We start from the raw sequence: 25,662 nt of genomic DNA, 5'->3' as shown, positions 1-25,662 counted from the left end.
TGGTTTATTATTGCCCACTTGAGCACGATGAAGCCCTGCGTCAGTGTAAGTAATGACGAACTTATTGCGCTTCATGACCGGCGCAGTGGCGATTGCCAAAACAATGCATGGAACACATGAAATCAAAGACCCCCATTCCACAAGAACGCAATGAAACGGTCAGGCGGGAACTGATGTCCGTGTTGCAGGATGGCGCTTTTACAGTCGGCTCTTTATCCAAGCTGATAGGAAAATCCGAAAAAGAAATTTATGGTCATCTGGAGCATTTGCAGAAGACTGGGTCTCTGAACATTGAACCTGCCCGTTGCGGCAAGTGCGACTACGTATTCGAAGACCGCTCCCGAGTCAAAAAGCCGGGCAAATGCCCCAAGTGCAAAGGCACGTTTATTGACGAGCCGGTATTCTCCGCAAAGTCCCGATAGGGCATAGATAAAACGTTTGGAGGCGACTCATGCAAAGCGAACAGGCGTTGCGCGAAACAATACAAAGCTATCGGCAAGCGCTGCGCGGGTATCTGCTGGACTTGATCGCAAAGATCAAGCAGTCGCCCTATAACGAAGATATCTACGCGTTCATTATCGATGTGCGCGTACATCACTATTACTGTGTGGTTGGCGTAAATAATCTGGCTGGCTATCAGTCTTTTACCGAAAGTGAGAGTCACTCCGCCGCAGATTTACTGGGTTTTAGCGGACGCAAATTCAATGTGGACGACTTTTCCATTCGGGCGGAAGGCAATGATGAGCTGGGAGAATTCAGCGTATTGCTTAATGAGCTCTGTCGTGACTATTTTGATGTGTCGGAAGACGAGGACGCAGGAACGGATGAGCGGGAAACCGCCGGACGTCTTCTCTCGCTCCTCCCTGATCTCTACCTGGAGGCGCACGTCGACGCTCTGAAAGAAGCAAGCGCGGAGTTGCGTACAATGAATACGGTCGATGATTTCGTGGCGTTTGTTGCAGCAAGTTGGGACCTGGATGAAGCGGAAAGTGTGGCTTTGGCTAAACAAACCATCGCCGATGACGTGTTCGATAAAGTGTTCGGACCTACTCAAGTTATCACCGTGGAAGAGCAGGACCTGTCCGACTTTGACGCATTGCTGCAAAAGGTCGCTGATTATTACCTGTATACCGGTTCAGACCGGCCGGTCCTGCATGCCGACCTGATTAGCAAATATGAAAGTGCGCTGGCGGACGCCCGACCGCAGATAGATGACGCATTGATCGGCCGAATCAACGATCTTCTCGTAGAGGCGAAAGCTAAGAGCAGGAATCAGGGCGAACCTTGCTTCATCAATTTGTTTGAAAAAGAGGGCGCCTTTCTGTCTGCTATCTGTGGTCTCTTTTTCGCTAATCCTGCGCCTTGCCAGGCAACGGAAAAGCGACTGCTGGAGCTGCTTGCCCTGGTTTGCGCAGAACCTTACCGCAATACCGGCGACACCATGTCCATCGCGCCTTCTCTTATAGCGGATGTCCTGCATGCGCTGAATGCAACGCGCTTTCCTCTATCGGACTCCTGCATCTCGACGTTCTATCTGCAAAACTACAAAGCCTACTTGTCGTAACCGTTCACACCATTGGCGTCGGTATGTTGTCGGAGGCGAGAAAAAACGATTAAGATCAATTCGATAGGCGCTATGGCCTGACAGTCTGTCTGATTGTCGATCCAGGCTGCGCCGAACAGCGCAGGAACCGCGCGCCCACTAAAATGGACTGGTTTGAAGATGTTGAAAGACGCCATTTATTTCACCTGTACAGAAATGTCACCCCTTATCCGTCGTTCTGATCCTGCGCACAAGTCCGCAGCACAGGGCGCAGTGGGGGTGAGATGGCCCTTACCTTGATTGCTCAGCGGAACCTGAGCGTTCGCAGCAAACTTATCCTGATCTGCCTCAGCCTGAGCGTGCTGCCGTTGTTGTTATTTGCGGCGATCCTCGCGTTTACTTTTTCGGAAAATATGACGGCGCAGGGATATGAACACCTGGCTTCCGTGCAGGACGTTAAGCGCAATCAGGTGTCGGAGCTGTTCAAAGAACGGGTGGCCACTGCGCAAGTGTTTGTGGGCGAAGCCCCCAGCCATGGGATGTCAGAAAATAACACGCCGGCTCTGCATTATCTGAAAGAGTTCAGTATTGGCGTCATGCATCTGACGCCTGATGACAGTGAACGCACGGCTATCCTGAAGTCCTTGTTCGCTGAACGGGCGGCGGCTTCCAGCGCGTCATCATTATCGACCTCTGCAGGCGGCCTCATTCGCCGCGCCTATTACGATAATATTCACGCCGATTTCCATACCCGGTTGCGTTCGTTCAGCGAACGCTTCGCCATTGACGATATGTATCTGATTGAGCGACGCGGCCGGGTAGTTTACTCGGTAAAGAAAGGCGCCTATTTCGGTGAAGACCTTAAATCAGGGCGTTACTCAACCGGTGTTGATGCCGGTTTGGCGAGCATGTTCGAGAAAGTGGCCACTCACACCGAAGCCCTCTCTACCGATAGCGTGTTCACCGGATTTTATCCCTATCCTGGCCGCAACCACTTCGTGAATTATGTCGCCAAGCCCTTGTTTGAATTCGGCGAGCTGGTGGGTGTAGTGGTTTTGCAATACAGCAATGAAAGCGTCTGTCGTCTGCTGGGCGGGTTTGCGCATCTGGCCGGCTTGAGCGAAACCTATCTGGTCGCGCCGGATCATCGACTGCATTCCGCCTTGACGCGAATAACCGAGCGCCCCGCCAGCATGGATAATCCGGCGGTTGCGTCCGCTTTGGCGGGACTGAGCGCGCGACAGACGTATTCGTCCTATGATGGCGCCCAGGTGCTCGCGGTTTCCACGCCGGTGGACGTCTATGGCGAAACCTGGGCGCTGGTGACGGAGATACCCAGTCAACCCATTTTCAATGAGATGTACGCCACTTTGGGCGTTGGGCTGGCTATCGTCATCGGCGTGATCTTTATCATTGGCGTCGTCGCCTGGCACTACTCGGGGGTGATCACTCGCCCGATAAAGCAGTTGACGCTGCTGGGAGACGAGTTGTTGGAGCAGCAGGGCGCGGGGGCGAAGGGCGACGAGCAGCAGGATGATATTCGCCGCATAGAGCGTTATTTTTACGCCATGCGGGAAGCGATGCTGTCGGAGGAAGCGTCCAATCAGGCGAAGTCCCGTTTTCTGGCGGCGGCCAGTCATGATCTGCGCCAGCCCTTGCACGCCATGGGACTGTTTATCTCTGCGCTGGAGCCTTATGTGGAGGACGCCACTGGCGCCAAGCATATGCGTCGACTCAAGTCCTCCCACGATTCTCTCACCAAACTGTTTAACGCCCTGATGGACATGGCGCGGCTCGAAGCCTGCGCAGTGACGGTGAATAAAGAGACGTTTTGCGTGGACTCCCTGCTCAGCACTTTGGAGGGCGAGTATCGCGCTCAGGCGAAAGCCCAGGGCGTACGGCTGCGCGTCGCGCATTGTGGCGTCTATATTCACACGGATTCTCTGCTGCTGGAGCGTATGCTGCGCAATCTCCTGACCAACGCCTTACGATATGCCGAGGGCGGCAAGGTGCTGATGGGATGTCGACGCCGGGGCGACAGGCTATTTATTCAGGTCTGTGACAACGGCGTGGGGATGACGCGAGAGCAGCAGCAGGAAGTATTCAAAGCGTTTGTGCAATTGGATAAGCGCAGCGATGGGTTAGGGCTGGGCTTATCCATCGTGGAGAAAACTGCGAAATTGCTGGAGCTTCCGTTGAGCCTGCAATCGGCATCAGGCAAAGGCTCTGTCTTCACTCTCGAAGCGCCGCGGGTCGCCAAACCGGACATGCCGCAAGTTGACGCGCAGACAGAGCTGGCGGCCGTCCCTGCGCGTCAATTGGTCATCGTATTGGATGATGACCAAGAGATACTGCAGGCGATGGAAGCGTTGCTGACAGGGTGGGGTTGTGACGTTGTGCTGGCGCGCAGCCTGATGGAATTAGGCGATAAACTGGATACGCTTTCCGGCGCGCCAGACTTGCTGCTTGCGGATGTGGAGCTGGCGAATGGCGAGAACGGCGTGGCTGCGATTGAACTTATGTCGCAGCGGCTGCAAACGCCGTTTACGCCAGCATTGATCACTGGAGACACTTCTGTGGCGCGCATGCAGGAAGCGGCGAAGATGGGATTGTTGATGTTGTACAAACCTGTCGCGCCAGCCCAGTTGCGCTCTTTGTTGATGCATGCGCAAAACCAGCGGCAGTCCGAAACGGTATGAGCGCCGCGTCAATGAACTCATTAGAGATAAGAAATGTCGTCGATGATCCGCCGATTCCTCTGCCAACGTTGGGATATCCTACATTTGCAGGATTGGAACCAAGAGGGGTTTTGACTAGGCTGCGCGCATTATTCCGGCTGGGGGTATCAGCTGGGCGGCTACCTGTTTGGTCTAATTTAAGGGACTATTGAGAACTTTCCTTATGATGGCTTCAAAAAAAATACTCATCGCCGAAGATCATGACTTGTATCGAGACGGCCTGCGGCACTTGGTTATGGAAATTTTTCCGGACGCCAAGATCGTGGAGGCGTCTGACTTTTATAGGGCGAGCGAGCAGCTCGTATTACATCCGGATCTGTCTCTGTTGATTCTGGATATCCAGCTACCCGGCACGCAACGCCTGGATGGCGTGAAGCAGTTGCGCGGCGCTTATCCGTTGTTGCCGATAGTGGTGGTGTCCGCGTTGGAAATGGGGCCTAACGTGCAGAACGTGATGGCGCTGGGCGTGAATGGATTTATCGCCAAATCCGCCAAAAAGCATGAAATGCAGGAAGGCTTATTGGCGATATTGCGCGGAGAGCTGGTGACCGTGACGCAATGTCATGATCAACTGCCATCGTTTTCGCCTCGGCATCTTGAGACCCTGGAGTACCTGACTCAGGGATTATCGAATAAAGAAATCGCCAGGAACCTCGGCATTTCTGATATTACCGTTCGGCAGTACGTCTCCGACATTATCGATCATCTTGGCGTGGAGAACCGCACGCAGGCGGTGATGGCGGCGAAAAAGCGCGGCATCATTATCGACTGAGAACCGCTTGGCCTTTTAACTCTCCCTCTTTTGACAACCTGTTTCCCGGCGCCTTACCCTTCCTTACCCGTATTTCTTTCTGTTGCGCGCACTTAACTGTCTGATTCGTATTGCAGAAAGCGGCGGATGTTGCTTCCGGAACCTTACTGGAAGCGTTGAGTTTAGACGGTCGATACACGTGGTCATGCAATGGATTTCGCCAACCGATGTCGCCATTTCCGGCGGCTGCTTTCCCTTACTGTTTTGCTCGCGCCGCTGTCATTCGCGCAAGGCGCTGAACTTCCTGCTGAAGCTGCAAGTCAGACCGGTCCGGCGACTAAGCCTCTGATTTTATACAGCGTGCTGTCGGAGTATCCGAATGTGGTGAGTTATGCATTCACCCGAAAAACGGGGATACCTGTGGAAATCATTGAGATGCGCGGCAGCGGCGCGGCGATGGCCAGACTGCAGTATGAGCGGCGTTCCGGTAATGGCGATATCTGGTTCGGCGGCAGTCTGGGGTCGCATATTCAGGCGGGCGCGGAAGGATATCTGGTCCCCTATGTCTCGCCGCAGACGACGAAGCTGGAGCCTTTGCTGGGCGGCCCTTTTATGGAGGGAACGGTGAATGGATTGTATGGCGGTATTCTGGGAATTGTCGTGAGTAAGCCGTTCCTGCAGGAGAGGGGCGCGCCGATTCCGCAAACATGGAAGGATCTTGCAGACCCTGTGTATCGCGACATGATCGGTATGAAAAGCCCTCTGGTTTCAGGTACGGCTTTTACCACCCTGATCAGTATGATCGCGTTGATGGGAGAAGACGCCGCCTTCGATTACTTCAAAGCACTGCATCAGAACGTGGAATATTACGGCAAAGGCCAGACTTATCGTGTTTCGACGGGACAGATCGGCATCGTCATTACCTTTTATCATGAGGTCGTGAAGTCCATCGAGGACGGCGATGTGGCGTTTATCGTCCCACCTGAAGGCGTGGGATATGAAATTGGCGGATTGAGCATCATCAAGCACGATGGCCAGGATGTGCAGAAAGCGCAGGCGTTTATTGACTTCGCGCTCTCCTGGGAAGGCCAGTCGTTAATAAAAAACGCGGGCAGCGATCGCATACCCACATACAGCAAGCTGTATAAAGAGCAAAACCAGCAGATTAAATTGCAGGATGTAAAACTGCTGCCATTGGATTTCGAGTGGGCGGGGATAAACCGACAACGCCTGTTGGATCGCTGGACGCAAGAAGTTGCATCGCAGGAGAAGAAAAGATAGTCCAAAAAAAGCGCCAATTAGCTCCACTGCAAGGCTGGCTCAAGGAGCTAATGGCGAATAAGGAGTTATGAAAACGTCTTAGTTGTTGAAATTACCGCCCCACTCAAAAATCTTCGTGATCGGATTTTTAGCCGTAAAGTTCTCGTTATTTTCAAACAGTCCGTCGTCTTGCCCGCAGTTCTGGATGGCTCTGCGGTTGCTCTCGCTCTCACTCGCTTTGTACTTGGTCGTGAATATCTGCATAAAGCTATCCTGATGGCTGGGATCGCTTGATCCGAAGATGACTTCAGGAACCTTTTGCAGCCAATGCACCTGAGCTTGTTCCGGCGTCATCGTGTGAGACTGGAAATAAGCGTTGTTCATAGGGCTGCCCATATCCCAGGCAGGATAAGGGTGATAGGAGTACTTGGAGTTATTGGGCAGCGTATCGGCGAATGGAATCACCAGGGAGCCGAACTGCGTGATATCCCAGAATGTGCTGGCCCCGTCCAGAAAGCTATGGTTGCCCGCCTGCGCATAAGCCTCATGAGTCCCCAGCGCGAGATAGACGCCAACGTGATGTTTTCCGCTCTGTCTCGCTGCGTCAAAGCCCACTTCTTTCAATGATGGCGTACTTGCGTTCAGGTTGGCGTCGTAAAAGGTCAGCCGGCCGTCGTTCGCCGCGAAATGCTCGCCGCCTGCGTGCGCAGAGAAATAGTACTCAGCAGGAATATATTTTCCGCCCTGATTCGTTAACTTGACGGAAATATGTCCCCAGTCAGCAAAGTGATTGCCTGCGATGGCGCTGCCAGGGTTGGTGGCGGAGGTGTCATTGTAGCCTGCGAAGAGGAAATATCTGATCCAGACTTCCCCGCTTTGGGTTTCGAGATAAGTGGCGTAGGTGGGCGCAGCCTGCGGCGCCATGGAAGAGACATTGACGTCGCTTCTGTCTCCCATTCTGTCCACGAAAATATTGGGCGTAATTCTGTTTTCGCCGGGTCTGACGGAATTTTGGGAACCGTTTTTGTCGTGATGACGCTTGTCCACCCACGCGCGCAGATTGTAGTAAACGCCGTCAGCGCGGCCGAACTTTACGTCTGCGGATAAATATTGCTGGAAGGCCTTCGGATAGTAATCCTCGGAACCGTGCAATATCCAGATGGGCAGGTTATCGCGAATCAGCGCCTGACGTTGCGCCAGGGGAAGCTGCGATACTCTCGCCACCGGCAAGTGTTGCGCAAGATACTCAGCCTTGTCGCCGTTTAGTTCCTGATACTGCTGATCCGTGGTGAGCTGTTCGATTCTTGTTTTTTCGCCGTAGCCCACTCTGTTTAGCAGGGACAAATATGTTTCTCCGCGTGCGACAAGGTCCTCGTCGCTGCGCTGTTGCAGGCTGGCGATATCGTCGGCGCTGCGATTGTACAGCTCCACGATCAAGGTATTGCGCTTGTCGCCTTCGGACATGTCATCCAGGTATTGATAAGTGCGCCATCCCGCTTTCAGGAGGATGTCTGACAAGGAGGAAGAGCAAGGCTTGTAGTTGATCGACTGAGTTGCGCCTCCAGGTGTGACGCAGACGTAGCGCGCGGCGCCGGCGGTTGTCATGGCGGAGCCTGCGCCAAACTGGGCCTGGCAGGCCAGGTTAAGGGCGTTATTGCCCGATACGTTATTGAACTGGCCCGTCACGCCGTTCCAACAGGCCTGCGACTCTCTGTTTTCCCGCAGACGCAATAACGTGCTGTGGCTGTAGTCGCCGGAAATCCACGCTTCGTTATTGCTGTTTACCGTCAACTTGCTATTGGGGGAGTTAAACGAGTTAAGCGTTTGGTCAGAGCCAAAGCAGAATGTGGCGTCTTCTTTGAATGGTTGTGAATTATCGCTCTGGGAAATACGTAATCTTGATCCGGTGTGACGGATGAAATGATTCGGATAGTTTTTGGATTCAAATGAGTAACAGTTACTCTCCGCCAAGCCTGCTCTCAAGACAAACGTAGCGTCCTGAATATCCAGCTCACTGGCGCCCACCGGCAAGGGATTTTGCCACAGCCAGTAACTGCTGTGCCTGAAAACGTTCTGGTTGGTGATGTCCACCAATTTCACTTCATCGCCTAACTCCGCCGCCATTGTTCCTGAAGCAATGGTAGCGCCGGCAATAAGCAGGCTAATGTTCCGTATTAGTTGCAACTTCTTGTTCTCCATCGTGGATTGTTATGGGAGGATCAGCCGCACCTGCAACTGATCCTCTTTTTGAGTGGGGCGGCCTTTATGCGTTAAAGCGGAACGTTAGTCTCGCCATCAGCATTTCTGCCCCAGCATTGGACGGTATTGTCAGAAGTAACGCCGCAAGTGTGTCTCATGCCGGCGTGAACTTCGGTGAAACTTTGATTGGGGGGCGTCGCCTGGCCGTCTTCATTTAGGCCCCAGCAATTAATTGCCCCATCGGCGCGAAGAGCGCATGCGTGACCCCAGCCCATGGATACGTCTACGAAGTTTCCTGCAGGGGAATTAGTCTGACCGTAGTTGTTCTGTCCCCAGCAGGTGACGTTTCCATCAAAGCTTACTGCGCAGTTTTGAGAGTAGTTCGTGCTGAGTTTGGAAAATTTACCGGCAGGAGGCGTTGCGGAACCGCTGAAGTTGCTTCCCCAGCATTGAATAGAGTCATCTAACATAATGGCGCAACTATGATAAGAGCCTAGTTTTAGCTGCTTCACCTTAGTTTTCTGTGGAGGCAGGTAACTTAATCTACCCCAGCAAACCGCTTCGTTATCGTTATTAATGCCGCAAGTCGCATAGTCTCCGCCGACAATATTTTTGTAGACGCCCTGAATGGGCTGGGTTTGACCGTTACCGTTGTAACCCCAGCATTGCACTTCGTCGTTTAATTTGATCCCGCAAGAGTGGAAGTTGCCGACAGTAACCTGCTTGAAGCTTTCCATAGGCGCGTCCGTTCCGCCGAATGAGTTACTTCCCCAGCACGAAACAGAGGCGTCATCCTTTAATTGACAGCTGTGGTAATGTTTGGCGGCTACTTTCTCAGGCGCTTCACTTTTAAGAGCGGCTATAACGGCAAGGCCTTTAAAAATGAGCTCTTTAACTTGGTTTTTGTAACATTTTTGAGTGCAGCTGGGGTCGGTCGTATTTGTATTGATGCTGACCTTATCCATCGTTGCCAGAGATACCTGAAATGAAGCGCCAGCATCGATATTCAACATCCCGAATGAATCGCTATCAAGACCACAGCTCAGTCTGAATCCATACTTATAGTTATAGTTCTGATTTAATTCGTTTACGGATTCATTGATATAAGCGTCATATTCATCTGTGTTCCCAGTCCAACATATATTGACGGGTTTGCGAGAAGCGCGGGGAGGGTTGGTTTCACCTGCGCCGAGCAGAAAGTCGGACAAACCTCCCGCATTTAATTTTCCTTTTCCTTTGGTGGCTTCCCAAAAGTTATTGAGTCTTTCAACTGCGCTATCGCCCAGTTTATCCGCGAATATACTGTCATCTCCGGGGTGACTGAACCAGCTTACCTGAGTGCTGACCTCTTCCCACTCTGACTGGGTTAGTGGACTGACCGTGGCGACAATGTGAATGGAGCGGAAGGATTTGCTGGCGCTTGATCCTGTAAATCCGTTGACGTTGCTGAACGCCAGTTCCTCTATGTCCTCAACAGAGTAAACGTGCTTGTCGGCATTGAAGGTAATGGCGTCGGCGCCAATAGATACATTGCGTGGATTTCTGTAGACATTAAGAGGGGAAACGGATGTCTTATCCATTATGCCCATCATGTACAACTCAAGGTCTGAGTACGGAATTGCGTTCGTTCCCCACTGGGTGTTAATGCTGGACCCGGCGTAGCGGTAGACGCCTGATGAGAATGTGAGTTTATCTGGATCGAAACCGCCAACTGCGCCATTAGCGTCTGATAGCCCCCAATGTCCGCCCACGGACTTGCCTTGCAGATCGTTGGCTTCAACGATGCGATTGGACCAAGTATGACCTATTTCATGCAGACTGGCGCCATAAGCGATGTTGCTGCGATTAGGGTAAAAGATTGTGGCGAGTTGAGTATTCGAATTTCCAAGTCGATGGTAGTTAGTCTGATTGGCTCCGTCGCTTACGCTTCTGTCCAAGTTTCTAATTACGTTCACAAAGTGAAAGTCGTCTTGAAAGCACTCGTATACTTTGTTGTTGATATTGGCAAGCACAGCCGCCCTCAAGTCCTTGGAAGCCAGCGAGCTAAAGTCGGAGGCGCTGACCTGGAGAGAAACCACGTTATCTGGAAGGTTGTGATCCTTTGAAAACTGAAAGTCACTGGCGCAGTTGGTCAAGGCCAGCGCATCGGGGCTGATGAGCGTCGGAAGCGAGAGGGCGAGCGCCTTGATGAGAGTATTATTGTTCATGATCTATACCCTATTTCCATATTGAATAATTTCCTGTTGGATGTCCTATCCCCTTCGTAAACGTCACTCATGCTAGTGCCTGTATGAAGACGAAGGAGCACGTATTCTCATCGACATCAGCCAATCTGATAATCCTACAGTTGTAGGATGCATAGAGGTTGCGAGGTCTGACCGGCTTATTGTTGCGGCGAGACTAAACCATCGTTTACCCATAACGCGGGATGCCTATTCTTAGGGCGCAGTCGTAGACTTTAAGTCAGGGGAAGCCTGTGAGCGATTTCGAATTTTATGCGAAACGGAGAGGCTGCTCCGCTGATATATCGTTGTGTGACTGATATACCGGTATGTAACCAAGATACAGTTTTGCGGCGCTCTCCGAATGTAACAGGGAAGCACGGCGTTAACAGGGAAATTGTTGATCTCGCTTCTTTTCCCGCTGAGTCCAATGCTTTTGGCAGGAGCGGCTGGGATTATGTTGAGTGTGCGAATCAACCGAATATTGTTGGCGGAGGAGAGTCCGGTTTTATGCGCCAGGCTGCGGCATACTCTGGCGCAAATGGCGCCTCATGCGGACATCCACGTTTCCGCATCGGTAGAGCAAACCCGCCGGGAATTACTGGAGTGGCGCCCGGTACTGGCGGTGATCAACTTCACGCTGGAAGGCGGCGGCGTCGCCTCCCTGCTTAATGATATAAGGTTATTTCCCGTCGCTCCCTTTGTCCTTGGCGTTACGTCCAACGGCTCACGGGCGGATACTGTCCTGGCGATGCGCTGTGGCTTTTCTTACGTTATCGATAAACCTTTTGATCTGGGTACATTTGAGCAAGCTGTGCTGCAGACGGTTTCCTCTCCTATGTCATTGGCTTCCAGCATCAACAGAATCGTCAGCCCGCTGTTATACAGCGATGATGATGAGCTGGACCTGAAAAAACTTACCGCGGAAATTGAGACGCTGATATTTAAGATGGCGATCGCCATCACCGGCTCCAAGAAGGGGCTGGGGCGTCTTTTGGGGATTTCCCGCCAGTTAGTCCAATACCACCTGAAAAAGCTTTGATAGGGTCTTGGCGAACGGTCTCAATCACTAAGGGGCGCCAAAATCTTTGCACTTTTCATGATTTGTACGTGAGTTATTATCACCTTTGAGGGCTTTCATGCCCTCTGCTAGTAACACCCACCTCATTTCTCTAAAAGGAGATTGGAAATGAAGAAATTACTCCTACATTCAGGTGCGGGTCTGTTGCTCCTTCCATTGCTCGCCGCATTGATGCTTGCGGCTACCGCGCAGGCGACGACGTTAATCTACAAAGACTTTAATTCGTTGGTCGCTGAGGCGCAGGGCATTGTGGTTGGAACGGTGAAGGAAGTGGTATCGCAACGGGCTGAAGACCGGCAGTTGTACACCTATGTCCGCCTGGCGGACGTTGAGACCCTGGCCGGGGTTTATCACGATAATGAACTTACGCTGATGATGAGCGGCGGTTATGACGGTCGTACTGGCCTGCACGTTGAAGGCAGCCCTGAGTTCAGCGCTGGCGAACGGGTCGTCTTGTTTGTCGAAGGCAACGGCCAGCGCATGGTGCCTCTGGTTGGCTGGGGGCAGGGCGTATTCCGCCTGCAGAATGATGAACGCGGCGCCGCTATCGTCACTGATGAGGTTGGCAATGAAGTATTTGGCGTCGGCAAGAAAGGCGAAATTCTGAAGTCGAACCGTCATGCTCAACGCGCGCAAATCGCCAGTTCGGCGCATCTGGCCAACGCCAGCAGCGCGCAAGGCAAAGCCAGCGCCGGTCGTTCTGACGGCGGCGCAGCGATGCTGGCGCCGCAGGAAGCTAAAGGCGAGCCGATGAGCGCCGAACGCTTTCTTGGCATGGTGCGGAGCCAGGCGCAATCGCGCGCGTTCGCTCAGGAGTTGCGCTCCGTGAAAGTGGGACAGGGGCTTGAACGTCAGGCCCGTGATGCAGGCTCCGCCGCCTCCGCCAACACCATGAGCGACGATTCCGCCGCCTCCGCATTGCCTCGTAGAACTCTCCAAGGGGCAAGGTCGTCCATGGATCGGGACTGATCATGCGCGTCAAGCGCAAACCAGTCACGAGCGGCTATTCGAAGACAGGTACGTTTAGAAGGAGGACTTTCTATGTATCGTCAAGCTATTCACACATTTCTATCGGGGCTGAGCGACGTCCGGCTGATTTTGCTGGCGACTCTCTGCCTGGCGGCGCCGTTCGCCGGAGCCTATACCTACCGCACTTGCGACGGCAATGCGATCAAGTGGAACGGCAACCAGACCACGATGTATATCAGCACTACCTCATTCCCGGCAGGCAGCACTTGGGATTCGCGGTTGCAGAACGCCATGTGGCATTGGAATAACGTTAAAGGCTCCCGCTTTCTTTACTATGTCAATCGCGATACGGATGGCAGTCATAACGATAATAACGGGCGTAATGAAGTCTATCTTGATAACAGCCTGGGAGGCAGCACCCTGGCGGTGACCCTGACCCGTTACCACTGTTACTGGCTGTTCGGCTATCAGTATGGCATTGACGAAACTGATATCGGTTTCAATAACAATATCAGTTGGAACCTGGGAGACCTGAATTACGCCAGTCTGGGATCGCCCTACAGCTTTGAAAGCGTCGCTCTGCACGAACTTGGGCATGCCCTGGGTTTACTGCATGAAAACCGCTGGATGGCCACTATGAACTCCTATTACCCGAATAGCGGCCCCCTGGGTCACTACAAGGAATGGGACCCCTTGGCGGATGATCGTCTTGGCTCACGGGTGATTTATCCAGACAGCACCACGGAGACCGACATCGCCGGCTCGGCATTTAAACGCACCGGCACAGGCACATCCGGATTGGTGTCCAGCCCTACCTACGCTTATCGCGGTACGAACGTCACTATCCAGTTCACGTTCAGCAATCAAAGTACGGCGACCAAGACATTCGATATCAACTTCTATCTGTCCACAAATAATTACATCAGTACAGGAGACACGTATCTAGGCTCCAACTACGGCGCCTGGGGCTCCGAGGGCGCGATGGGGACATTCAGTCGTACGTTGTATATCCCCACTACGGTGGCGCCGGGGACCTATTGGCTTGGGTTCATAGTCGACCCGAACAATGCGATATCAGAATCGGTTGAAAGCAATAACTATATGGAAATGCCCAGAAGCATCACGATCTATTAACAATGAAAAAACGTCGTATCCCTGGCTCCTGGGACGGACCTGACGAGGTCCGTCTTCAGCGCATTTTCTATTTTTCATGATCATGCGTGTAAGAATTACAAATCAGCCCCAGGAGGGGCGCATCAGGACTCGGCGGTATTCGCCGTGGACTTTTTCTTCTTGGACTTGTCTTTATCGTCTTCCTCATGCTGAGGCGGGCCGGAGTGATCCACTGGCGTGAAAGAGGGCGGATCGCTGGCGGGAAAGGACTGATCGGAGACTTCGTCTACGATGTCTGTTTCTGTGTTATCGGGTGTTTTATCCGTGTCTTTTTCCTTGGTTGGCTTGCTCATGGCGTTTCTCCCTATGGCTTGTATGAATGTGATGATCACTTAAGCTGCTACAAGCTTTATGCCAGGATGAAAACTCAGGCGGGAAGGTCTGTCAGCGCGTAGCGTTTGCGCAGTGCCTGCAGGCCGCCGGGAGTAAAACGGATCACCCGAGAATCCAGATCTTTCCGCGCCCAGCCCCGATTGAGAATGTCCCGTAAAACCCATTGCCCGAGCGAGCCCGCCAGGTGGTGTCGACGTTCGCTCCAATCCAAACAGTTTTTGCATACCGGTCGGCGCAGTTTCTCCAGATTGCCCACATCCGCGCCCAATGAATTAAACAGATCGCGACCGCTTGAGGTCAGCAGCAGTTGCTGATCCTGTTCGATCAATACGGCACTACTTTTGAGGGCGTCCAACAGGCTGACGCCAACTTCTCCCGCCAAGTGGTCGTAGCAGATGCGGGCATGCCGCAACGCTGGATCTTTTGGGCCAGTCAGCGTGCGGCTGTGCTCCATGGTGGCTGAAACATTCAGCAGCGTTTCCAGGAACTCGGCGATTACGCGACTGCGAAGTTGAAAGTATTTATGACGCCCTTGTTTTTGCGCGATCACCAGGTGGGCGTCTGTCAGCTTTTTCAGGTGACTGCTGGCGGTGGCGGCGGTGATGTCCGCTTCAGCAGCCAGCTCTGTCGCCGTCAGCGCTTTTCCGCCCAGCAGGGCGATGAGCATGTTAGCGCGAGCGGCGTCGCCGATAAGGGCTGCGACTTTTGTTATGTCCGGAGCCTGGTTTGGGTCTGGGCTGAAATGCGGTTCGTTCGGCATGAGAGGTTCAATGACAGTTCGATGAGCGTCGAAGCATGGCTTCCTGGTGCGGTTAGACTGCCGGAAAACCCAAACAGAGACAACGATGATGAATCTGATCTGCTTTATTGAATACAACATCGATCCTTTCCAGTTGGACGCATTCAGAACCTATGCGGGAAATTGGGGGCGTATTATTCCGGAGTGCGGCGGGGAACTGATCGGTTATTTCCTTCCTCATGAGGGAACTAACTATGTCGCCTACGGACTTATTGGTTTCGACAGCCTGGCCGCCTATGAAGCTTATCGGACCCGCCTGAAAAGCGATCCCGCCGGTCGGGAGAACTTTCAGTTCGCCCAGGCGCATAAATTCATTCTGCAGGAACGTCGCACGTTTCTCACTGCGGCGCCGGATACGTTATTGAAGTTGAGTGCTCAGGCGCTTGGGAAGGTAAGCTGATGTTTGCGGTTATCTTCGAGCTGGAGCCCAAGCCGGAGCGAAAAAACCAGTATTTGCGTCTAGCCGAGGACCTCAAGCCTCTGCTGGAAAACATCGACGGTTTTATTTCCATCGAGCGTTTTCAAAGCCTGAGTCAGCCGGAAAAACTGTTGTCCCTGTCTTTCTGGCGGGATGAAGAGGGGGCGAAAGTCTGGCGCAATCAGGTGGAGCACCGCATGGCGCAGCAGTGTGGCCGTGCGGATGTGTTCTCTGATTATCGGCTGCGTGTTGCTGCGGTGGTCAGAGACTATGGCATGACGGACCGGGCGCAGGCGCCGGAGGACAGCCGCGCTGTCCACCTGGATTGATTGAGACGGTTTATCTGTGAGACGCCATCAGGCCCACGCCCATCGCCATGAGGGCTCCGCCCAGGGCGCGGCCGATATGGCGTCCGCCTGCCCGCAATTTTTCCAACACGCGCTGGTGCGTAATGCTGATTGCCAGGATCGAGAACCACAGCCCGTGCGCCAGGCTGATGATCAGTCCATAGAGTAACTGCGCCGCCAATGAGGTGTCCGGTTTCACTACCTGGGTAAAAATACTCAGGTAGAAAAGGGTGGTTTTGGGATTCGTGGCGTTGGTGATGAAACCCTGGCGGAAATACGCCCAGTCTGATTTTGCGCTGTTCGAAAGCTCATGCTGTAGTGGGATTTCCAGGCGGCTTTTCCAGGTTTTCCAACCGATATAAACCAGATAAAGCCCGCCCATCCACTTCACCGCCGTAAATAGCCATACCGAACTCGCCATCAAGACGACCAGTCCGGCGAGGGTATACGCGGTATGCACCCAGGTGGCGCTGGCGACGCCGAGCGCCGCCGAGCGCCGCCATCAGGCCGGCGCGGCGCGAATAGAACAGGCTGTTGCGGGTGATCATAGCGAAGTCGGCGCCGGGGCTGATCGCCATAAACACCGCGATCATGCTGACCTGCACCAGTTCTGCGGAGAGCAGGGTATCGATCATGACTTACCCCTCCATGATTTTGGCGACGCCGCCGATCCATAGACGATGCGGCAAACCGTCTGTGATTTCCAGCTCCGCCTCGATCAGGCTGGGGGAGCGCGGCGTCATCAAACGGCCCTGCTCGATGAGGTAATGCTCGCTTCGCTGGCCCAGAACTTCATACAGGTATACCGAGGCGCAGCCGGCGCCCATGCCGGTGGCGGACTCTTCCTCTATGCCGTAATAGGGAGCGAACATACGGGCGCTGATGGTGCGTTCGCTGACTTCCGTCTCCGGGCTGATAACATAAAAGCCGATAAGATCGAGCGTTTCGCTTAAGGCGGCGATGCGTTGCATATCAGGTTTGATACGGCGTAGATCATCCATGGTGTGGAGCGCAATCACCAGAAAAGAGACGCCGACATTGACTACATGGGGCGCCGCCAGCGCGTTTAACTGCTCCGCTTCCAGTCCCAGGGCGTGGGCGGCGGCTTCCTGTTGCTCCGCCGTCAGCGGCGTCACATGGCGACGAATTTGCTCCAGATAGGCTTTGTCGCCTTCGATGCGGATATTGCGCAAACCATCGACAGTTTCTTTACTGTGACGGCCTTGAGCGACCTTACCCTGCTGCGCGAGCACGGAAAAGGCGGCGACCGTGGCGTGTCCGCAGTGGGGAATCCGCTTGGTGGGGGTAAAAAAATCCAATTTCACCGTGGCGACATCAGAGTGCGAGACGAATGCAGTTTCCGGATAGCCGGCTATGCTGGCCAGGCGTTGCATGTCCGTTTCCGTCATGCCGTCTGCTTCCAGCACGACTCCGGCTGGGTTACCGCCAATGCCATTATCGACGAAGGAACTTATTAGTTTGACTGAACGATTCATCGGTTCGCCTCCGCTATACAAGATGTAGTTAATAAAACATTTGCGCTTTATTGACAGGTTTTGAGAGGATTATGAGACGAACTGACCACCATATCGAACGATATACTTATTAGTATTGCTTATGAATTGTCGCGATGCTCATAAGTGGTGAATGGCGCTTTGATCAAACCTGAGATTCCTGACAGTGGATAGAAAACTTCTTGCCGACCTGCTTTACCTGGAGGCGATAGCGGAGCAGCAAAGCTTCACCGCCGCCGCATCCGCCATGGGCGTCAGCCAGAGCGCTATCAGTCAGAGCATCAAGCGCATGGAAGCCCAGCTCGGCTTTCCTCTGTTGGAGAGAACCACGCGACGCATGCGGTTTACGCCTCAGGGAGAGCGTTTGCTGTTAGGCGTGCGTAAAGCCCTGGGCGAGATCAAAGGCGCGTTGGATCAGATCCATAGCGAGCGGGAAGAGGGCGTGTTGCGGGTGGAGACTTTCGCTACCTTTGGAATGTACTGGCTATTGCCTCGCTTGCCTGAGTTTCACAAGCTGCATCCCGGCATTCGCGTGTATCTGAATACGGAAGAAAGTATTCGTCCCGCCGGGTCAAGCGACGCGGATGTGATGCTGCGTTTCGCATCCGCGCCGCCGAGCGGGTTTTACAGTCAGGCGCTGGGAACGGAACAGATTTTCCCTGTCTGCAGCCCGTTGTTATTACAGCAGTATTCCGATATGAACGGAGCTCAGGTGTTGCAGCAGGCCACCTTGCTGGCCACTGCCAACGATGGTTCCGATAACTGTATGAAAAGCTGGGAGCAATGGTCGCAGCGCGCAGGCGTCAATGTCAGCAAAGATATTATCTATTTCAGCCGGACTGAACTGGTGCTGCAAGCGGCCCAGGCGGGCCAGGGCATAGCGCTCGGCCGCACCTACATCGTCGCGGACGCCATCGCCAACGGCAGCCTCATCGCCCTGGATGCAGACCCGATCCCGGCCCCTTTCACCTACTACTTCGCCACTCCCTATGAACGGGCGGACTGGCCAAAAGTGAAGAAATTTCGGGACTGGTTGACGAGGTTGTTGGTGAGTTCATCGGACTAATATTGCGGAGCTCTGAGAAGAATATGCACTTGAACAAACGCAAGCGGCTGGATCAGGAAGCTATTGATCTGAATTATCTTCAAAAACTGATGCGCTCGTTATTCCCTAAAAACAATGACTGTGCGTCACAGTCGGACCTGAGCGAGGTCTTGGACGAACTGTTGCAGTTTGGCGTGCGTAGCAAAAAAGAGCTTCGGCTGCTGATGAAGAAATATCGACACTGCTTATTAGCGATAGATAAAGAGCCGCTTGATCGAATTCATCAACGGATTTACCGCGAAGATATGGGCGACGCCGCTTATTTGGACGCAATAAGGCGGCAATACTGGTTTGGCTACCCCGCTCTGGTCCGCATCGCCATGGAAAAGGAGTTTGGAGAGGCGTATGAACGTTACAGTGAAGCAAGGGATCATAGTGTCTGAACTTGCCTGACACAGTAGAGGTTTGTGCATGATAAAACGCTCTGTGAAGTGAGAATAATGCTCAAAAAACTATTCGAATCAGATGTCCCCCTGTTCATGATCATCATATTGCTAAGTGTGCATACTCTTCCCTTAGCATGGGCATGTAGAGTTGCCTGGGGGCTTGAGGACGCTGGCGATATACTTACCGTCGCAGTTTCTAATTTCCTGGTGGGTGTCGTTATTCTTCCCGCTTGCCTTGTGTTGGTTGGGCTGTTTCTCAAGTGGCTGGACCGGGAGTTTAAACTCGGCAATATGTATTTTCTGGGGGTGTTTATGACGGCGGCGGCTAAGTTTAATGGATCTTTGTAGCCGAGGTAGAAGGAGCGGCTGATGGAAATGCTTCCATGTCCAGAATGTGGCGCGAATATCGAAGTAAGGTGGTGGCGATTTATGTCCTTCCACTGCCCAGCTTGTAGTGCGCACCTTCGTATTGAAGGCAAGGTGGTTGATCAGTCTCAATACAATAAGCGCAGAATGGTTGTGCTGATATATTTAGTGACTATTCCCTGGCTTAATCTGGCTGCTGAGCAATTTATAGATAAGGTCTACCTGATCGTCATCTCTATCGGAATTGCTTTGTTTTTATTTTGGAGGATGGGGCCGAATAAAAGTGTCTCTGGGAAGGAGATAAAGTATGTCAAAAACACTGAGACGTCTGTAAAACATTGGGTTTCAGCAGTAGCTGTAATAGGGTTTATCGTCTTTATATTTTTCATGCTGCTATTACCCTGGCTTAAATAGCTTCGGTATCAGTTAGCTGAAGTATCTATGCGGCTCTCAGTGTCAAAGGGCAGTGATTGTCGGAAAGTTTCAACAAGGAGTTCGTACCTCATGTGCGGCAGATTCAACGCCACTGCATCCGCTGAAATCGTTGCGGCGATGGAAGGTTTTGGTTTTGACGCCACCGGGCTGCGCAAACGCTGGTTTGGCGATATGTTTAATATTGCGCCGACGGAAGCGGTGATGGTGGCGATTCAGGAGGGCGGCAAGCGCTATTTGCGGGAAATGCGCTGGTGGTTAACGCCGCATTGGGCGTCGGAAATTTCCAATAAGTTCAGCATGTTCAACGCCAGGGCGGAAACGTTGGAGAAAAGTCGCGCGTTCATTGGCCCTTTTAAATACCGGCGCGGCGTCATCCCTGCGTCAGGATTTATCGAGTGGCGCATCGAGAAGGGCGTTAAGCAGCCCTACTATCTCAAACCTGCCTCAGGGAATTGCTATTTCGCCGCGCTTTGGGATGTCTGGTTGAAAGAAGAGCATTATCTGGAGACCTGCGCCATTATCACTACCGAAGCCAGCGACTCCATCCGCTGGCTCCATGACAGAATGCCGGCGCTATTATCGCCGGATCAGTTCGACGCCTGGGTTGATCCTGCGACGCCGTTGAGTGAAGTCCGCGAGATATTGATCCCACGCGATTTGAGCGACTGGGAAGTCATACCTATTAATCCTTCAATCGGCTCCGCAACCAACAAAAGCAGCGACGCCATCCAGCCGATCAATACTGGCGTCAGAGACGTCAAGCTGAATCAGTTTGAGCAGGCAGAGCTGTTCTGATGATAGTAACCAGAGACCACTCAATCTACTTCCATCATATCCGCCGGCTCCCTCAGGTTGGCGATCACCTGTTTGCCGCCGTCCCATGAAAACAGATATTTGGTGTTATCGCCTTGATGCCGGTAAGGCTCTCCAAATCCGCCGTAGTTAAAGCGGGTTTCCTTCTGTCCCTGCGCGTTGACGATCATGGTCGCCGGACGGGCGGTGACATTCGCTATCACCCCGTGGTCCTGCTTCAGTGAGTTATGAAACTCCGCAGCGAAACTGTTGGCGGGGTCGAAGTTTGGCTGGGTGGCGTTGCCGGCGGCGTAACAGACGGTCAGACTGATTTTCTTGATTTGCTTCAGTCCCGGCGCGGCTTTATTGGCGATGAAAGTCGCTAGCGCTTTGCCATACTTCCCTGCGCAGGACACGCCATTCAAGTCGCCGTGTCCGACAAGCTGGATGCGTGAGTTCTCCGTCAGCGCGCCCAAGCCGGCGCTATTGATGACGACGTGGGTTTTGGTCGCCACGTCATACTCCACCAGTTCCGATTTGTCAGGGTGCTTTCGATAGAGATTGTTCCCAAAAGACCGCAGGTTATCCTTGGGCTCAGTTAACAACACAATAATCAGCTGTTTATCGTAGTTCATCCTTATCCTCTCCCTTGTTTGTCGCCCGTTTTTTGCGTGATGACCGCGCACTTCAGGCTAATTCTCCAGACGAAAATTAGATAGTTAAGGTTATTCAATGATCACTGTTGTTTGGATCAGGGAGTCGTTTGGAAGTTCAACTCTTTTAGTGCGGAGGGGCTGGGCGACTGACCATGCAGCAGAGCCCACAAGGGCCGCGCGGCCACATCCGTGTGGGAAAAGAGATAGCGTTCGCCATAGATCTGTTGCGCCAGCTGCTGTTGCTCCAGTATTTGTTTGTCCTGGACATAGAGCGTGTGAACGAAGGGCTTGAACAGCGCAAAACGCAGGGCGGCGGGTATCCAGGAACGGGGAGCGTATAGCCTGACGAAAATCCCGGTGTCGTCGGCGCTGTGGGGGACAAAGTAGAGGGCGGAGCGAAACAGCAGGCGTCCATTTTTGAGATAGTCCAGTTCCACCAAGCCGGGAAGTTTGAAGCGTGCGATGTTCTGATCCACCCCCGGATCGAACAGCCGGTTGATCCAGCCATTCTGCTTCTGCGTCAGTCTGTAATGGGTTGCAAAACCAGCGGCGTTGACGGTCTGCTCAATCTGCATTTGCTGAGGCCCCTGACTGCGTAACAGGCCCTGATGGATATAGGGGGTATGACAGGGGTCGAGAAAATTCTCAATGGTATGAAACAGGCTGCAGCGGATACGGCGATAAGCCTGAGTCCAGACATAACCGGGCAGCTCGGAAAAGCCAACCAGCGATTCGACTGGCGTAGGTTTCAGGCTGCCCCATATCAATCCATCCCGCTCCTGTAGAGCATAGCTTTGCAAGGTCGCACGCGCGCCGCACTCTGTGGCGCCAGGGGTGTGGCGCAGGCGTCCCGTCGCGTCGAATTCCCAACCGTGATAGCGGCAGGCCAGGCGATCATTGCAGATATTTCCTTGTGACAACGGGATCAAGCGATGAGGGCAACGGTCCTGAAACGCGCGGGCTTTGCCTTCCAGTCGCGCCAGGACCAATGCTTCCCCCAGCAAACTCGCCGCTACCGGCTTGTCGCGTAATTTCGCCGCAGGCAGCAAAGGAAACCAGCCGCCAGTGACGCCGGGATAAGGAAAAGCCTCCGGCGCGCTCATAACTCGAACTTCTCCAGAATAGGCCGGTAGAGCTTCTCCGTCAGCAGAGACAAGCCGCGCCAAACTGCGCGTTGGTAAGGCCCAAGATGAGCGACGTAGACATAACTGTACTCAATCGCCGCTTCAGCCCCTCGCAGCTTTTTGAAGTCCGGCGCGCCGGAGCTGAGGTTAAGCTGCAGATTGTTGTCCATGGCGTAGCGGATCACGAACGCCATGATGCGTCGGTATAGCGCCATTTTGGCGGGCAAGCGGGTGTCATAACCGACAACGGGCGCAGTCAGGGTCTGGTCGACGCCGAACAGGCCCGCCACGCCTAACAGCTCATCCCGATGAAACAGGCCGAACAACTTCAGCAAACCATTGCGACTGAATGCGCTCAGATAGGCGGCGCTAAAACGCACATTATGGAGACTGTACTTCTCCAGATATAGCTGGTTGTAGAGCTGTTCCGCCCGCGCCATCTGCGTTTCGTCATCCGGGTCCAACTCTTTGAATGACCAGTTCGGTTGACGCAGGAGACGATCATCCGCGCGGGTGTTGTTTCTGTTCCACCACTGCTCACGATCAAGAAACAGATATACCTGGCGACTGATGATCGGCAACCAGCCGTCCTCGCGCGCCTGTGCGATGATGTCAGGGTGCTGTCGGGCATTTAGCGAGCGTAACATCAGTGCGTGTTGGGGAAAGCGTGATAACGCCTGCTCGCGCAATTCGCGCAGACTTAGATCTCGCCAGTTGGCGCTGTAAAAATTAGTGGAGAGACATTGATTGTTGAGCACCTGCAATCGGTCCAGCCGCGCCAGCCTGAACGGCCACTCCAGCAAATGCGTAAGGCCAAAGCAGAAATAACGTAACAGCGCCGACTCCACTTTCGGCAACTCATCGCGGGCGTAATAGATAATCTGCGTCAGCGGCGAAACCACGTAACAGTTTTGCGGGTGGTAGTCATTGACGCTGGCGGGCGCCACCACGCCGTTTTGTTCGTAGGCGACAATATCCGTAGTGAGATTGCGGATCAGTCCGGGTTGCTGCATCAGCGCGACGAAGCGGCGATGCAGCTCATTGGCCTCTAGCATGAGGCGTCCTGCGCGGGATCTGCGTCGACGTTGACGTCAGGGCCGTCCCATTCAATGTCGAAGGTGCTGGCGTCGGTTAATGGACGCCTAAAGCGGGCGGAGCGATAAAACATCTCCGTCAACGCCAGCCATTGCGCTCGTTGCAATAAGGGCGTTTGCTCGTCGGCGAGGGCGTCCTGGGCGCGGCGGTAGTCATGCAGCAAACGGCCGAACTTGCCTTGCAGCAGGGACGGCGCGCCAAAAAACAGAGGCAGCGTGGCGCCGATTCGAAATGGTTGAGCCGGACCCGGCGTGTATGCAAATCGGCCCTGTTCATCAATGCGCAGGGTCTGCCGCAACAAGTGCAGGCCGCTGGTGGCGCGAGGGTTACACTCCAGAACATAAAGCCGCCCGTCTTCTTCAATGAAGTCGAAGGCGGCCTGTCCGTGATACCCCGTGCTTTGCCCAAACTGGCGGGCGAATTCTTCCAGACGTGGGTCCGTATAGGGCTCAAAATAACTGGCGGCGGCCTGATTGAAACAGTATTCCGGCAGATAGGCCTGATGCGCGATCAGCTTGCCCTGATCGAAAAGCGCGTAGTTGCAGATCGCCTGACCGACAATTTTGCGCTGCTGCACCCAGGGGCGGGCGGCGCTGATCTGCGAGGGCGTGAGTGCTGCTTGATGCGGACTGCGGATCACCTGACGACCGAAGCGGGAGTACACGGGTTTCAGGATAGTGTCAGGATTGTTCTCTATTTCATCGGGGCTGCATCGCAGATGGGTTTCCGGCGCTTGCACTTCCCCAAGACCATGCATGATCGACAGACTGTCCAGCTTACTGTGCAGGCGGAACAACAGCTCCGTTTCCGGCATGAACCAATGCGCGTCAGCCTGCACATGGGGACGCGCCTGGGCCAGATAAAAAATTTCTTCGCAGGTAGGGATCAGCAGATCGACCTTGTGTTTCCGCAGCAGATGCTCCAACGCGTGGGCGTAAGCGCTCAGGTCGCCTTTGGGCGGCGGCAGACGCAGGTAGCCCTGCACCCCTTGCAGGTAACGCCCCAATGGCCAACGCAGGTTATCCGCGAGCCAGACCTGATGACCGGATTTAATCGCGATGCGGGCCCAATCCAGCGCGACAGGCGCACGGGCTCCAGTGATCAGGACGACCATAAATTGATTACTCTGCGTTGTTTCTGTGAGGGCGTCCATTGTGGACGCGGACTGTGCTCAAAACTAAGGGCTTCGATTACGCCCAACTTTGTCAGCGCGGCGCGTATGGCCTGTTCGATATCACCGTGGCGGCGGTCGCTTTCAATGCGTAACCGCGTGGCCTCAATTTGGCTGATGCGGTAGTCCAAAGGCTCTGGGCAGGCCAGGGCGGCGGCGCGATACAATAAGTCGGGTAAAACCGTCACCGTCGAAGACGCCCCCGGCAGTTGCAGTACATCGCCCGTACGGCCGCCGATGCTGCGGAGGGCGCGAAACACGCCGGGCTCATCGCCGGCTTCGATCACGTCGTCCAACAGGTAACGAATAATCGGCTGGGTGCGGCGGCGGAAGTCGGTGACGATAGGGGAAAAGTGCGTCTTCTCCGGATTCAGCCAATGCGGCTCGATATGCACAAAATCTTCGTTCCATCGCAAGACGCCATCCTGTTGCGTGCAGGCGAGAAAGCCTTCGGTGCACTGATAAATCTCTTTGATGGGACAGGCGAACCGCTGTTGCAAAAGCGCTCTGTCGGAAGGCGTGAGCACCTCAGCGCCGGATATGATCAATTGCGGTTGCAGCCTGTCGCTATTCTGCGCGCACAGCTGCAACGCCTGGGCGCTGCCCACCAGCAGGGTGGGTTGAAACGCTTCCAGCGCCGCCAGCCATTGTTCCTGTGGTTGTGTCAGATCGGCATAGTGGAACTGGATGCGTCCTCGATTGACGGTCTGATACAGAGGACTGTCCGCTCGTAACAGCAAGGCTATGCGATGGCGTCCCAACAGGCTTGGCAAGAGCTTGGCGAAGATAACGCCGGCCCATTCCAGACGTTCCGCACGGGAGGCCAGAAACAGCCCGCGTCGGCCGGACGTACCGGAGGAGAGTCCCACGGTGACGTCGCCCAGCTGCGATCGGCTGAAGTCCCGACTTTGTTCCGCTTCAAGTGCGATATCGAACAGATGGTCCCGCTGTAAGCCGCGCGTGTTCAGCTGATCGAAGTTGTCCATCATCAGCGCTTTGGACATGATGGGAAAATCCTGAAGCGGCTTTCCCATATATCCCTGATAGAACGGCGCATTGCGGCACACCCAATCCAGATGGCGGCGCAGTCGCCGCGACTGCCAGGACTCCAGCTGCTCTCGTGACTGAAAGCGTCGATAGCGGCTGGCGAGAAAGTGGCGGAGGATGATGAGCTTTTCCATCAAT

At 53.9% G+C, this 25,662-nt stretch carries 27 protein-coding genes; 15 read left to right on the top strand and 12 right to left on the bottom strand.

The annotated features are described in order from the left end of the window. Positions 1-116: 116 nt before the first annotated feature. Together EUZ85_RS26615 and EUZ85_RS26610 are read left to right on the top strand one after the other, a co-directional pair. A complete protein-coding gene (locus tag EUZ85_RS26615; RefSeq protein ID WP_127973163.1) occupies positions 117-422 on the top strand; it encodes a transcriptional regulator in 306 nt (101 codons plus the stop codon). 29 nt (positions 423-451) lie between these two features. Next, complete coding sequence (locus EUZ85_RS26610; RefSeq protein ID WP_127973162.1) at positions 452-1,564, top strand: hypothetical protein; 1,113 nt, start codon at positions 452-454, stop codon at positions 1,562-1,564. Here the strand turns inward: EUZ85_RS26610 and EUZ85_RS26605 are convergent. Beyond that, on the bottom strand, positions 1,552-1,740 hold the full coding sequence (locus EUZ85_RS26605) for a hypothetical protein (RefSeq protein WP_127973161.1): 189 nt from the start codon (positions 1,738-1,740) through the stop codon (positions 1,552-1,554). The genes EUZ85_RS26610 and EUZ85_RS26605 overlap by 13 nt on opposite strands. Positions 1,741-1,827: 87 nt before the next feature. Between EUZ85_RS26605 and EUZ85_RS26600 the strand changes: the two genes are divergently transcribed. The 3 genes from EUZ85_RS26600 to EUZ85_RS26590 all read left to right on the top strand — a co-directional run bounded on the left by EUZ85_RS26600 (position 1,828) and on the right by EUZ85_RS26590 (position 6,313). Continuing rightward, a complete protein-coding gene (locus EUZ85_RS26600) occupies positions 1,828-4,242 on the top strand; it encodes an ATP-binding protein (RefSeq protein ID WP_127973160.1) in 2,415 nt (804 codons plus the stop codon). Between the two features lie 202 nt (positions 4,243-4,444). Further along, positions 4,445-5,053: a response regulator transcription factor gene (locus EUZ85_RS26595; protein WP_127973159.1), complete on the top strand. Its 609-nt coding sequence runs from the start codon at positions 4,445-4,447 to the stop codon at positions 5,051-5,053. A 189-nt stretch (positions 5,054-5,242) separates the two neighbouring features. Continuing rightward, complete coding sequence (locus EUZ85_RS26590; RefSeq protein WP_127973158.1) at positions 5,243-6,313, top strand: ABC transporter substrate-binding protein; 1,071 nt, start codon at positions 5,243-5,245, stop codon at positions 6,311-6,313. Positions 6,314-6,391: 78 nt separating this feature from the next. Here EUZ85_RS26590 and EUZ85_RS26585 read toward each other — a convergent pair whose 3' ends face one another. Together EUZ85_RS26585 and EUZ85_RS26580 are read right to left on the bottom strand one after the other, a co-directional pair. Next, a complete protein-coding gene (locus EUZ85_RS26585; RefSeq protein WP_206617956.1) occupies positions 6,392-8,476 on the bottom strand; it encodes an AbfB domain-containing protein in 2,085 nt (694 codons plus the stop codon). Between the two features lie 86 nt (positions 8,477-8,562). Then, the gene (locus EUZ85_RS26580) at positions 8,563-10,503 is read right to left on the bottom strand and encodes a hypothetical protein (protein WP_168199906.1); all 1,941 of its coding nucleotides are present in this window, start codon (positions 10,501-10,503) and stop codon (positions 8,563-8,565) included. A 667-nt stretch (positions 10,504-11,170) separates the two neighbouring features. Here EUZ85_RS26580 and EUZ85_RS26575 point away from each other — a divergent pair. The 3 genes from EUZ85_RS26575 (at position 11,171) to EUZ85_RS26565 (ending at position 13,897) form a co-directional block, all read left to right on the top strand. Next, entirely contained in the window at positions 11,171-11,755 is a 585-nt protein-coding gene (locus tag EUZ85_RS26575; protein WP_164887368.1) for a response regulator, read from the top strand. A gap of 147 nt (positions 11,756-11,902) precedes the next feature. Then, positions 11,903-12,763 carry a hypothetical protein gene (locus EUZ85_RS26570; protein ID WP_127973154.1) on the top strand — a complete coding sequence of 287 codons (861 nt, stop codon included), beginning with the start codon at positions 11,903-11,905 and terminating at the stop codon, positions 12,761-12,763. A gap of 72 nt (positions 12,764-12,835) precedes the next feature. Then, positions 12,836-13,897, top strand: a complete 1,062-nt coding sequence (locus EUZ85_RS26565) for a matrixin family metalloprotease (protein ID WP_127973153.1) — start codon at positions 12,836-12,838, stop codon at positions 13,895-13,897. A gap of 122 nt (positions 13,898-14,019) precedes the next feature. Here EUZ85_RS26565 and EUZ85_RS26560 read toward each other — a convergent pair whose 3' ends face one another. Both EUZ85_RS26560 and EUZ85_RS26555 read right to left on the bottom strand, forming a co-directional pair. After that, on the bottom strand, positions 14,020-14,229 hold the full coding sequence (locus EUZ85_RS26560) for a hypothetical protein (protein ID WP_127973152.1): 210 nt from the start codon (positions 14,227-14,229) through the stop codon (positions 14,020-14,022). 74 nt (positions 14,230-14,303) lie between these two features. Then, complete coding sequence (locus EUZ85_RS26555) at positions 14,304-15,029, bottom strand: helix-turn-helix transcriptional regulator (RefSeq protein WP_127973151.1); 726 nt, start codon at positions 15,027-15,029, stop codon at positions 14,304-14,306. Positions 15,030-15,114: 85 nt separating this feature from the next. Between EUZ85_RS26555 and EUZ85_RS26550 the strand changes: the two genes are divergently transcribed. Further along, entirely contained in the window at positions 15,115-15,468 is a 354-nt protein-coding gene (locus EUZ85_RS26550) for an NIPSNAP family protein (RefSeq protein WP_241566872.1), read from the top strand. Continuing rightward, positions 15,468-15,815, top strand: a complete 348-nt coding sequence (locus EUZ85_RS26545; protein WP_127973150.1) for an antibiotic biosynthesis monooxygenase — start codon at positions 15,468-15,470, stop codon at positions 15,813-15,815. Before EUZ85_RS26550 ends, EUZ85_RS26545 begins: the two co-directional genes overlap by 1 nt. A gap of 10 nt (positions 15,816-15,825) precedes the next feature. Here EUZ85_RS26545 and EUZ85_RS26540 read toward each other — a convergent pair whose 3' ends face one another. Continuing rightward, positions 15,826-16,293: a LysE family translocator gene (locus EUZ85_RS26540; protein WP_241566871.1), complete on the bottom strand. Its 468-nt coding sequence runs from the start codon at positions 16,291-16,293 to the stop codon at positions 15,826-15,828. Positions 16,294-16,471: 178 nt separating this feature from the next. Then, positions 16,472-17,329 (bottom strand): PhzF family phenazine biosynthesis protein, encoded by an 858-nt coding sequence (locus EUZ85_RS26535; RefSeq protein ID WP_127973149.1) that lies wholly within the window; start codon positions 17,327-17,329, stop codon positions 16,472-16,474. A gap of 184 nt (positions 17,330-17,513) precedes the next feature. Between EUZ85_RS26535 and EUZ85_RS26530 the strand changes: the two genes are divergently transcribed. The 5 genes from EUZ85_RS26530 (at position 17,514) to EUZ85_RS26510 (ending at position 20,434) form a co-directional block, all read left to right on the top strand. Continuing rightward, on the top strand, positions 17,514-18,413 hold the full coding sequence (locus EUZ85_RS26530) for a LysR substrate-binding domain-containing protein (protein WP_127973148.1): 900 nt from the start codon (positions 17,514-17,516) through the stop codon (positions 18,411-18,413). A gap of 23 nt (positions 18,414-18,436) precedes the next feature. Beyond that, positions 18,437-18,835 (top strand): hypothetical protein, encoded by a 399-nt coding sequence (locus tag EUZ85_RS26525; protein ID WP_127973147.1) that lies wholly within the window; start codon positions 18,437-18,439, stop codon positions 18,833-18,835. Positions 18,836-18,859: 24 nt separating this feature from the next. After that, positions 18,860-19,186 carry a hypothetical protein gene (locus EUZ85_RS26520; RefSeq protein ID WP_127973146.1) on the top strand — a complete coding sequence of 109 codons (327 nt, stop codon included), beginning with the start codon at positions 18,860-18,862 and terminating at the stop codon, positions 19,184-19,186. Between the two features lie 21 nt (positions 19,187-19,207). Continuing rightward, complete coding sequence (locus EUZ85_RS26515) at positions 19,208-19,618, top strand: hypothetical protein (RefSeq protein ID WP_127973145.1); 411 nt, start codon at positions 19,208-19,210, stop codon at positions 19,616-19,618. Positions 19,619-19,708: 90 nt separating this feature from the next. Beyond that, positions 19,709-20,434: an SOS response-associated peptidase gene (locus EUZ85_RS26510; RefSeq protein ID WP_127973144.1), complete on the top strand. Its 726-nt coding sequence runs from the start codon at positions 19,709-19,711 to the stop codon at positions 20,432-20,434. A gap of 20 nt (positions 20,435-20,454) precedes the next feature. Here the strand turns inward: EUZ85_RS26510 and EUZ85_RS26505 are convergent, their stop codons facing one another. The 5 genes from EUZ85_RS26505 to EUZ85_RS26485 all read right to left on the bottom strand — a co-directional run bounded on the left by EUZ85_RS26505 (position 20,455) and on the right by EUZ85_RS26485 (position 25,658). Next, positions 20,455-21,066 carry a C80 family cysteine peptidase gene (locus EUZ85_RS26505; protein ID WP_127973143.1) on the bottom strand — a complete coding sequence of 204 codons (612 nt, stop codon included), beginning with the start codon at positions 21,064-21,066 and terminating at the stop codon, positions 20,455-20,457. A 116-nt stretch (positions 21,067-21,182) separates the two neighbouring features. Continuing rightward, positions 21,183-22,190, bottom strand: a complete 1,008-nt coding sequence (locus tag EUZ85_RS26500; protein WP_127973142.1) for a Rieske 2Fe-2S domain-containing protein — start codon at positions 22,188-22,190, stop codon at positions 21,183-21,185. Beyond that, positions 22,187-23,266, bottom strand: coding sequence for a GNAT family N-acetyltransferase (locus tag EUZ85_RS26495; RefSeq protein ID WP_127973141.1), 1,080 nt, complete (start codon positions 23,264-23,266; stop codon positions 22,187-22,189). Before EUZ85_RS26495 ends, EUZ85_RS26500 begins: the two co-directional genes overlap by 4 nt. After that, positions 23,260-24,420 carry a carbamoyl-phosphate synthase large subunit gene (locus EUZ85_RS26490; protein ID WP_164887367.1) on the bottom strand — a complete coding sequence of 387 codons (1,161 nt, stop codon included), beginning with the start codon at positions 24,418-24,420 and terminating at the stop codon, positions 23,260-23,262. The genes EUZ85_RS26495 and EUZ85_RS26490 overlap by 7 nt, the downstream gene beginning before the upstream one ends. Further along, positions 24,408-25,658, bottom strand: coding sequence for a F390 synthetase-related protein (locus tag EUZ85_RS26485; protein WP_127973139.1), 1,251 nt, complete (start codon positions 25,656-25,658; stop codon positions 24,408-24,410). Before EUZ85_RS26485 ends, EUZ85_RS26490 begins: the two co-directional genes overlap by 13 nt. Positions 25,659-25,662: the final 4 nt, after the last annotated feature.

It is taken from the genome of Hahella sp. KA22 (assembly GCF_004135205.1).
Classification (GTDB): Bacteria; Pseudomonadota; Gammaproteobacteria; order Pseudomonadales; family Oleiphilaceae; genus Hahella.
Note: the sequence above shows the minus strand (reverse complement) of the source record. Positions and strands in the feature narration are given on the sequence as shown.

Excerpts from the sequence above, each read along its gene's own strand:
- EUZ85_RS26510 (WP_127973144.1), top strand. The coding sequence starts at position 19,709 with ATGTGCGGCAGATTCAACGCCACTGCATCCGCTGAAATCGTTGCGGCG.
- EUZ85_RS26565 (WP_127973153.1), top strand. The coding sequence starts at position 12,836 with ATGTATCGTCAAGCTATTCACACATTTCTATCGGGGCTGAGCGACGTC.
- EUZ85_RS26570 (WP_127973154.1), top strand. The coding sequence starts at position 11,903 with ATGAAGAAATTACTCCTACATTCAGGTGCGGGTCTGTTGCTCCTTCCA.
- EUZ85_RS26490 (WP_164887367.1), bottom strand. The coding sequence starts at position 24,420 with ATGGTCGTCCTGATCACTGGAGCCCGTGCGCCTGTCGCGCTGGATTGG.
- EUZ85_RS26505 (WP_127973143.1), bottom strand. The coding sequence starts at position 21,066 with ATGAACTACGATAAACAGCTGATTATTGTGTTGTTAACTGAGCCCAAG.
- EUZ85_RS26500 (WP_127973142.1), bottom strand. The coding sequence starts at position 22,190 with ATGAGCGCGCCGGAGGCTTTTCCTTATCCCGGCGTCACTGGCGGCTGG.
- EUZ85_RS26535 (WP_127973149.1), bottom strand. The coding sequence starts at position 17,329 with ATGAATCGTTCAGTCAAACTAATAAGTTCCTTCGTCGATAATGGCATT.
- EUZ85_RS26605 (WP_127973161.1), bottom strand. The coding sequence starts at position 1,740 with ATGGCGTCTTTCAACATCTTCAAACCAGTCCATTTTAGTGGGCGCGCG.
- EUZ85_RS26525 (WP_127973147.1), top strand. The coding sequence starts at position 18,437 with ATGCACTTGAACAAACGCAAGCGGCTGGATCAGGAAGCTATTGATCTG.
- EUZ85_RS26560 (WP_127973152.1), bottom strand. The coding sequence starts at position 14,229 with ATGAGCAAGCCAACCAAGGAAAAAGACACGGATAAAACACCCGATAAC.
- EUZ85_RS26595 (WP_127973159.1), top strand. The coding sequence starts at position 4,445 with ATGATGGCTTCAAAAAAAATACTCATCGCCGAAGATCATGACTTGTAT.
- EUZ85_RS26550 (WP_241566872.1), top strand. The coding sequence starts at position 15,115 with ATGATGAATCTGATCTGCTTTATTGAATACAACATCGATCCTTTCCAG.
- EUZ85_RS26515 (WP_127973145.1), top strand. The coding sequence starts at position 19,208 with ATGGAAATGCTTCCATGTCCAGAATGTGGCGCGAATATCGAAGTAAGG.
- EUZ85_RS26575 (WP_164887368.1), top strand. The coding sequence starts at position 11,171 with ATGTTGAGTGTGCGAATCAACCGAATATTGTTGGCGGAGGAGAGTCCG.
- EUZ85_RS26545 (WP_127973150.1), top strand. The coding sequence starts at position 15,468 with ATGTTTGCGGTTATCTTCGAGCTGGAGCCCAAGCCGGAGCGAAAAAAC.
- EUZ85_RS26615 (WP_127973163.1), top strand. The coding sequence starts at position 117 with ATGAAATCAAAGACCCCCATTCCACAAGAACGCAATGAAACGGTCAGG.
- EUZ85_RS26555 (WP_127973151.1), bottom strand. The coding sequence starts at position 15,029 with ATGCCGAACGAACCGCATTTCAGCCCAGACCCAAACCAGGCTCCGGAC.
- EUZ85_RS26485 (WP_127973139.1), bottom strand. The coding sequence starts at position 25,658 with ATGGAAAAGCTCATCATCCTCCGCCACTTTCTCGCCAGCCGCTATCGA.
- EUZ85_RS26495 (WP_127973141.1), bottom strand. The coding sequence starts at position 23,266 with ATGCTAGAGGCCAATGAGCTGCATCGCCGCTTCGTCGCGCTGATGCAG.
- EUZ85_RS26590 (WP_127973158.1), top strand. The coding sequence starts at position 5,243 with ATGGATTTCGCCAACCGATGTCGCCATTTCCGGCGGCTGCTTTCCCTT.
- EUZ85_RS26610 (WP_127973162.1), top strand. The coding sequence starts at position 452 with ATGCAAAGCGAACAGGCGTTGCGCGAAACAATACAAAGCTATCGGCAA.
- EUZ85_RS26600 (WP_127973160.1), top strand. The coding sequence starts at position 1,828 with ATGGCCCTTACCTTGATTGCTCAGCGGAACCTGAGCGTTCGCAGCAAA.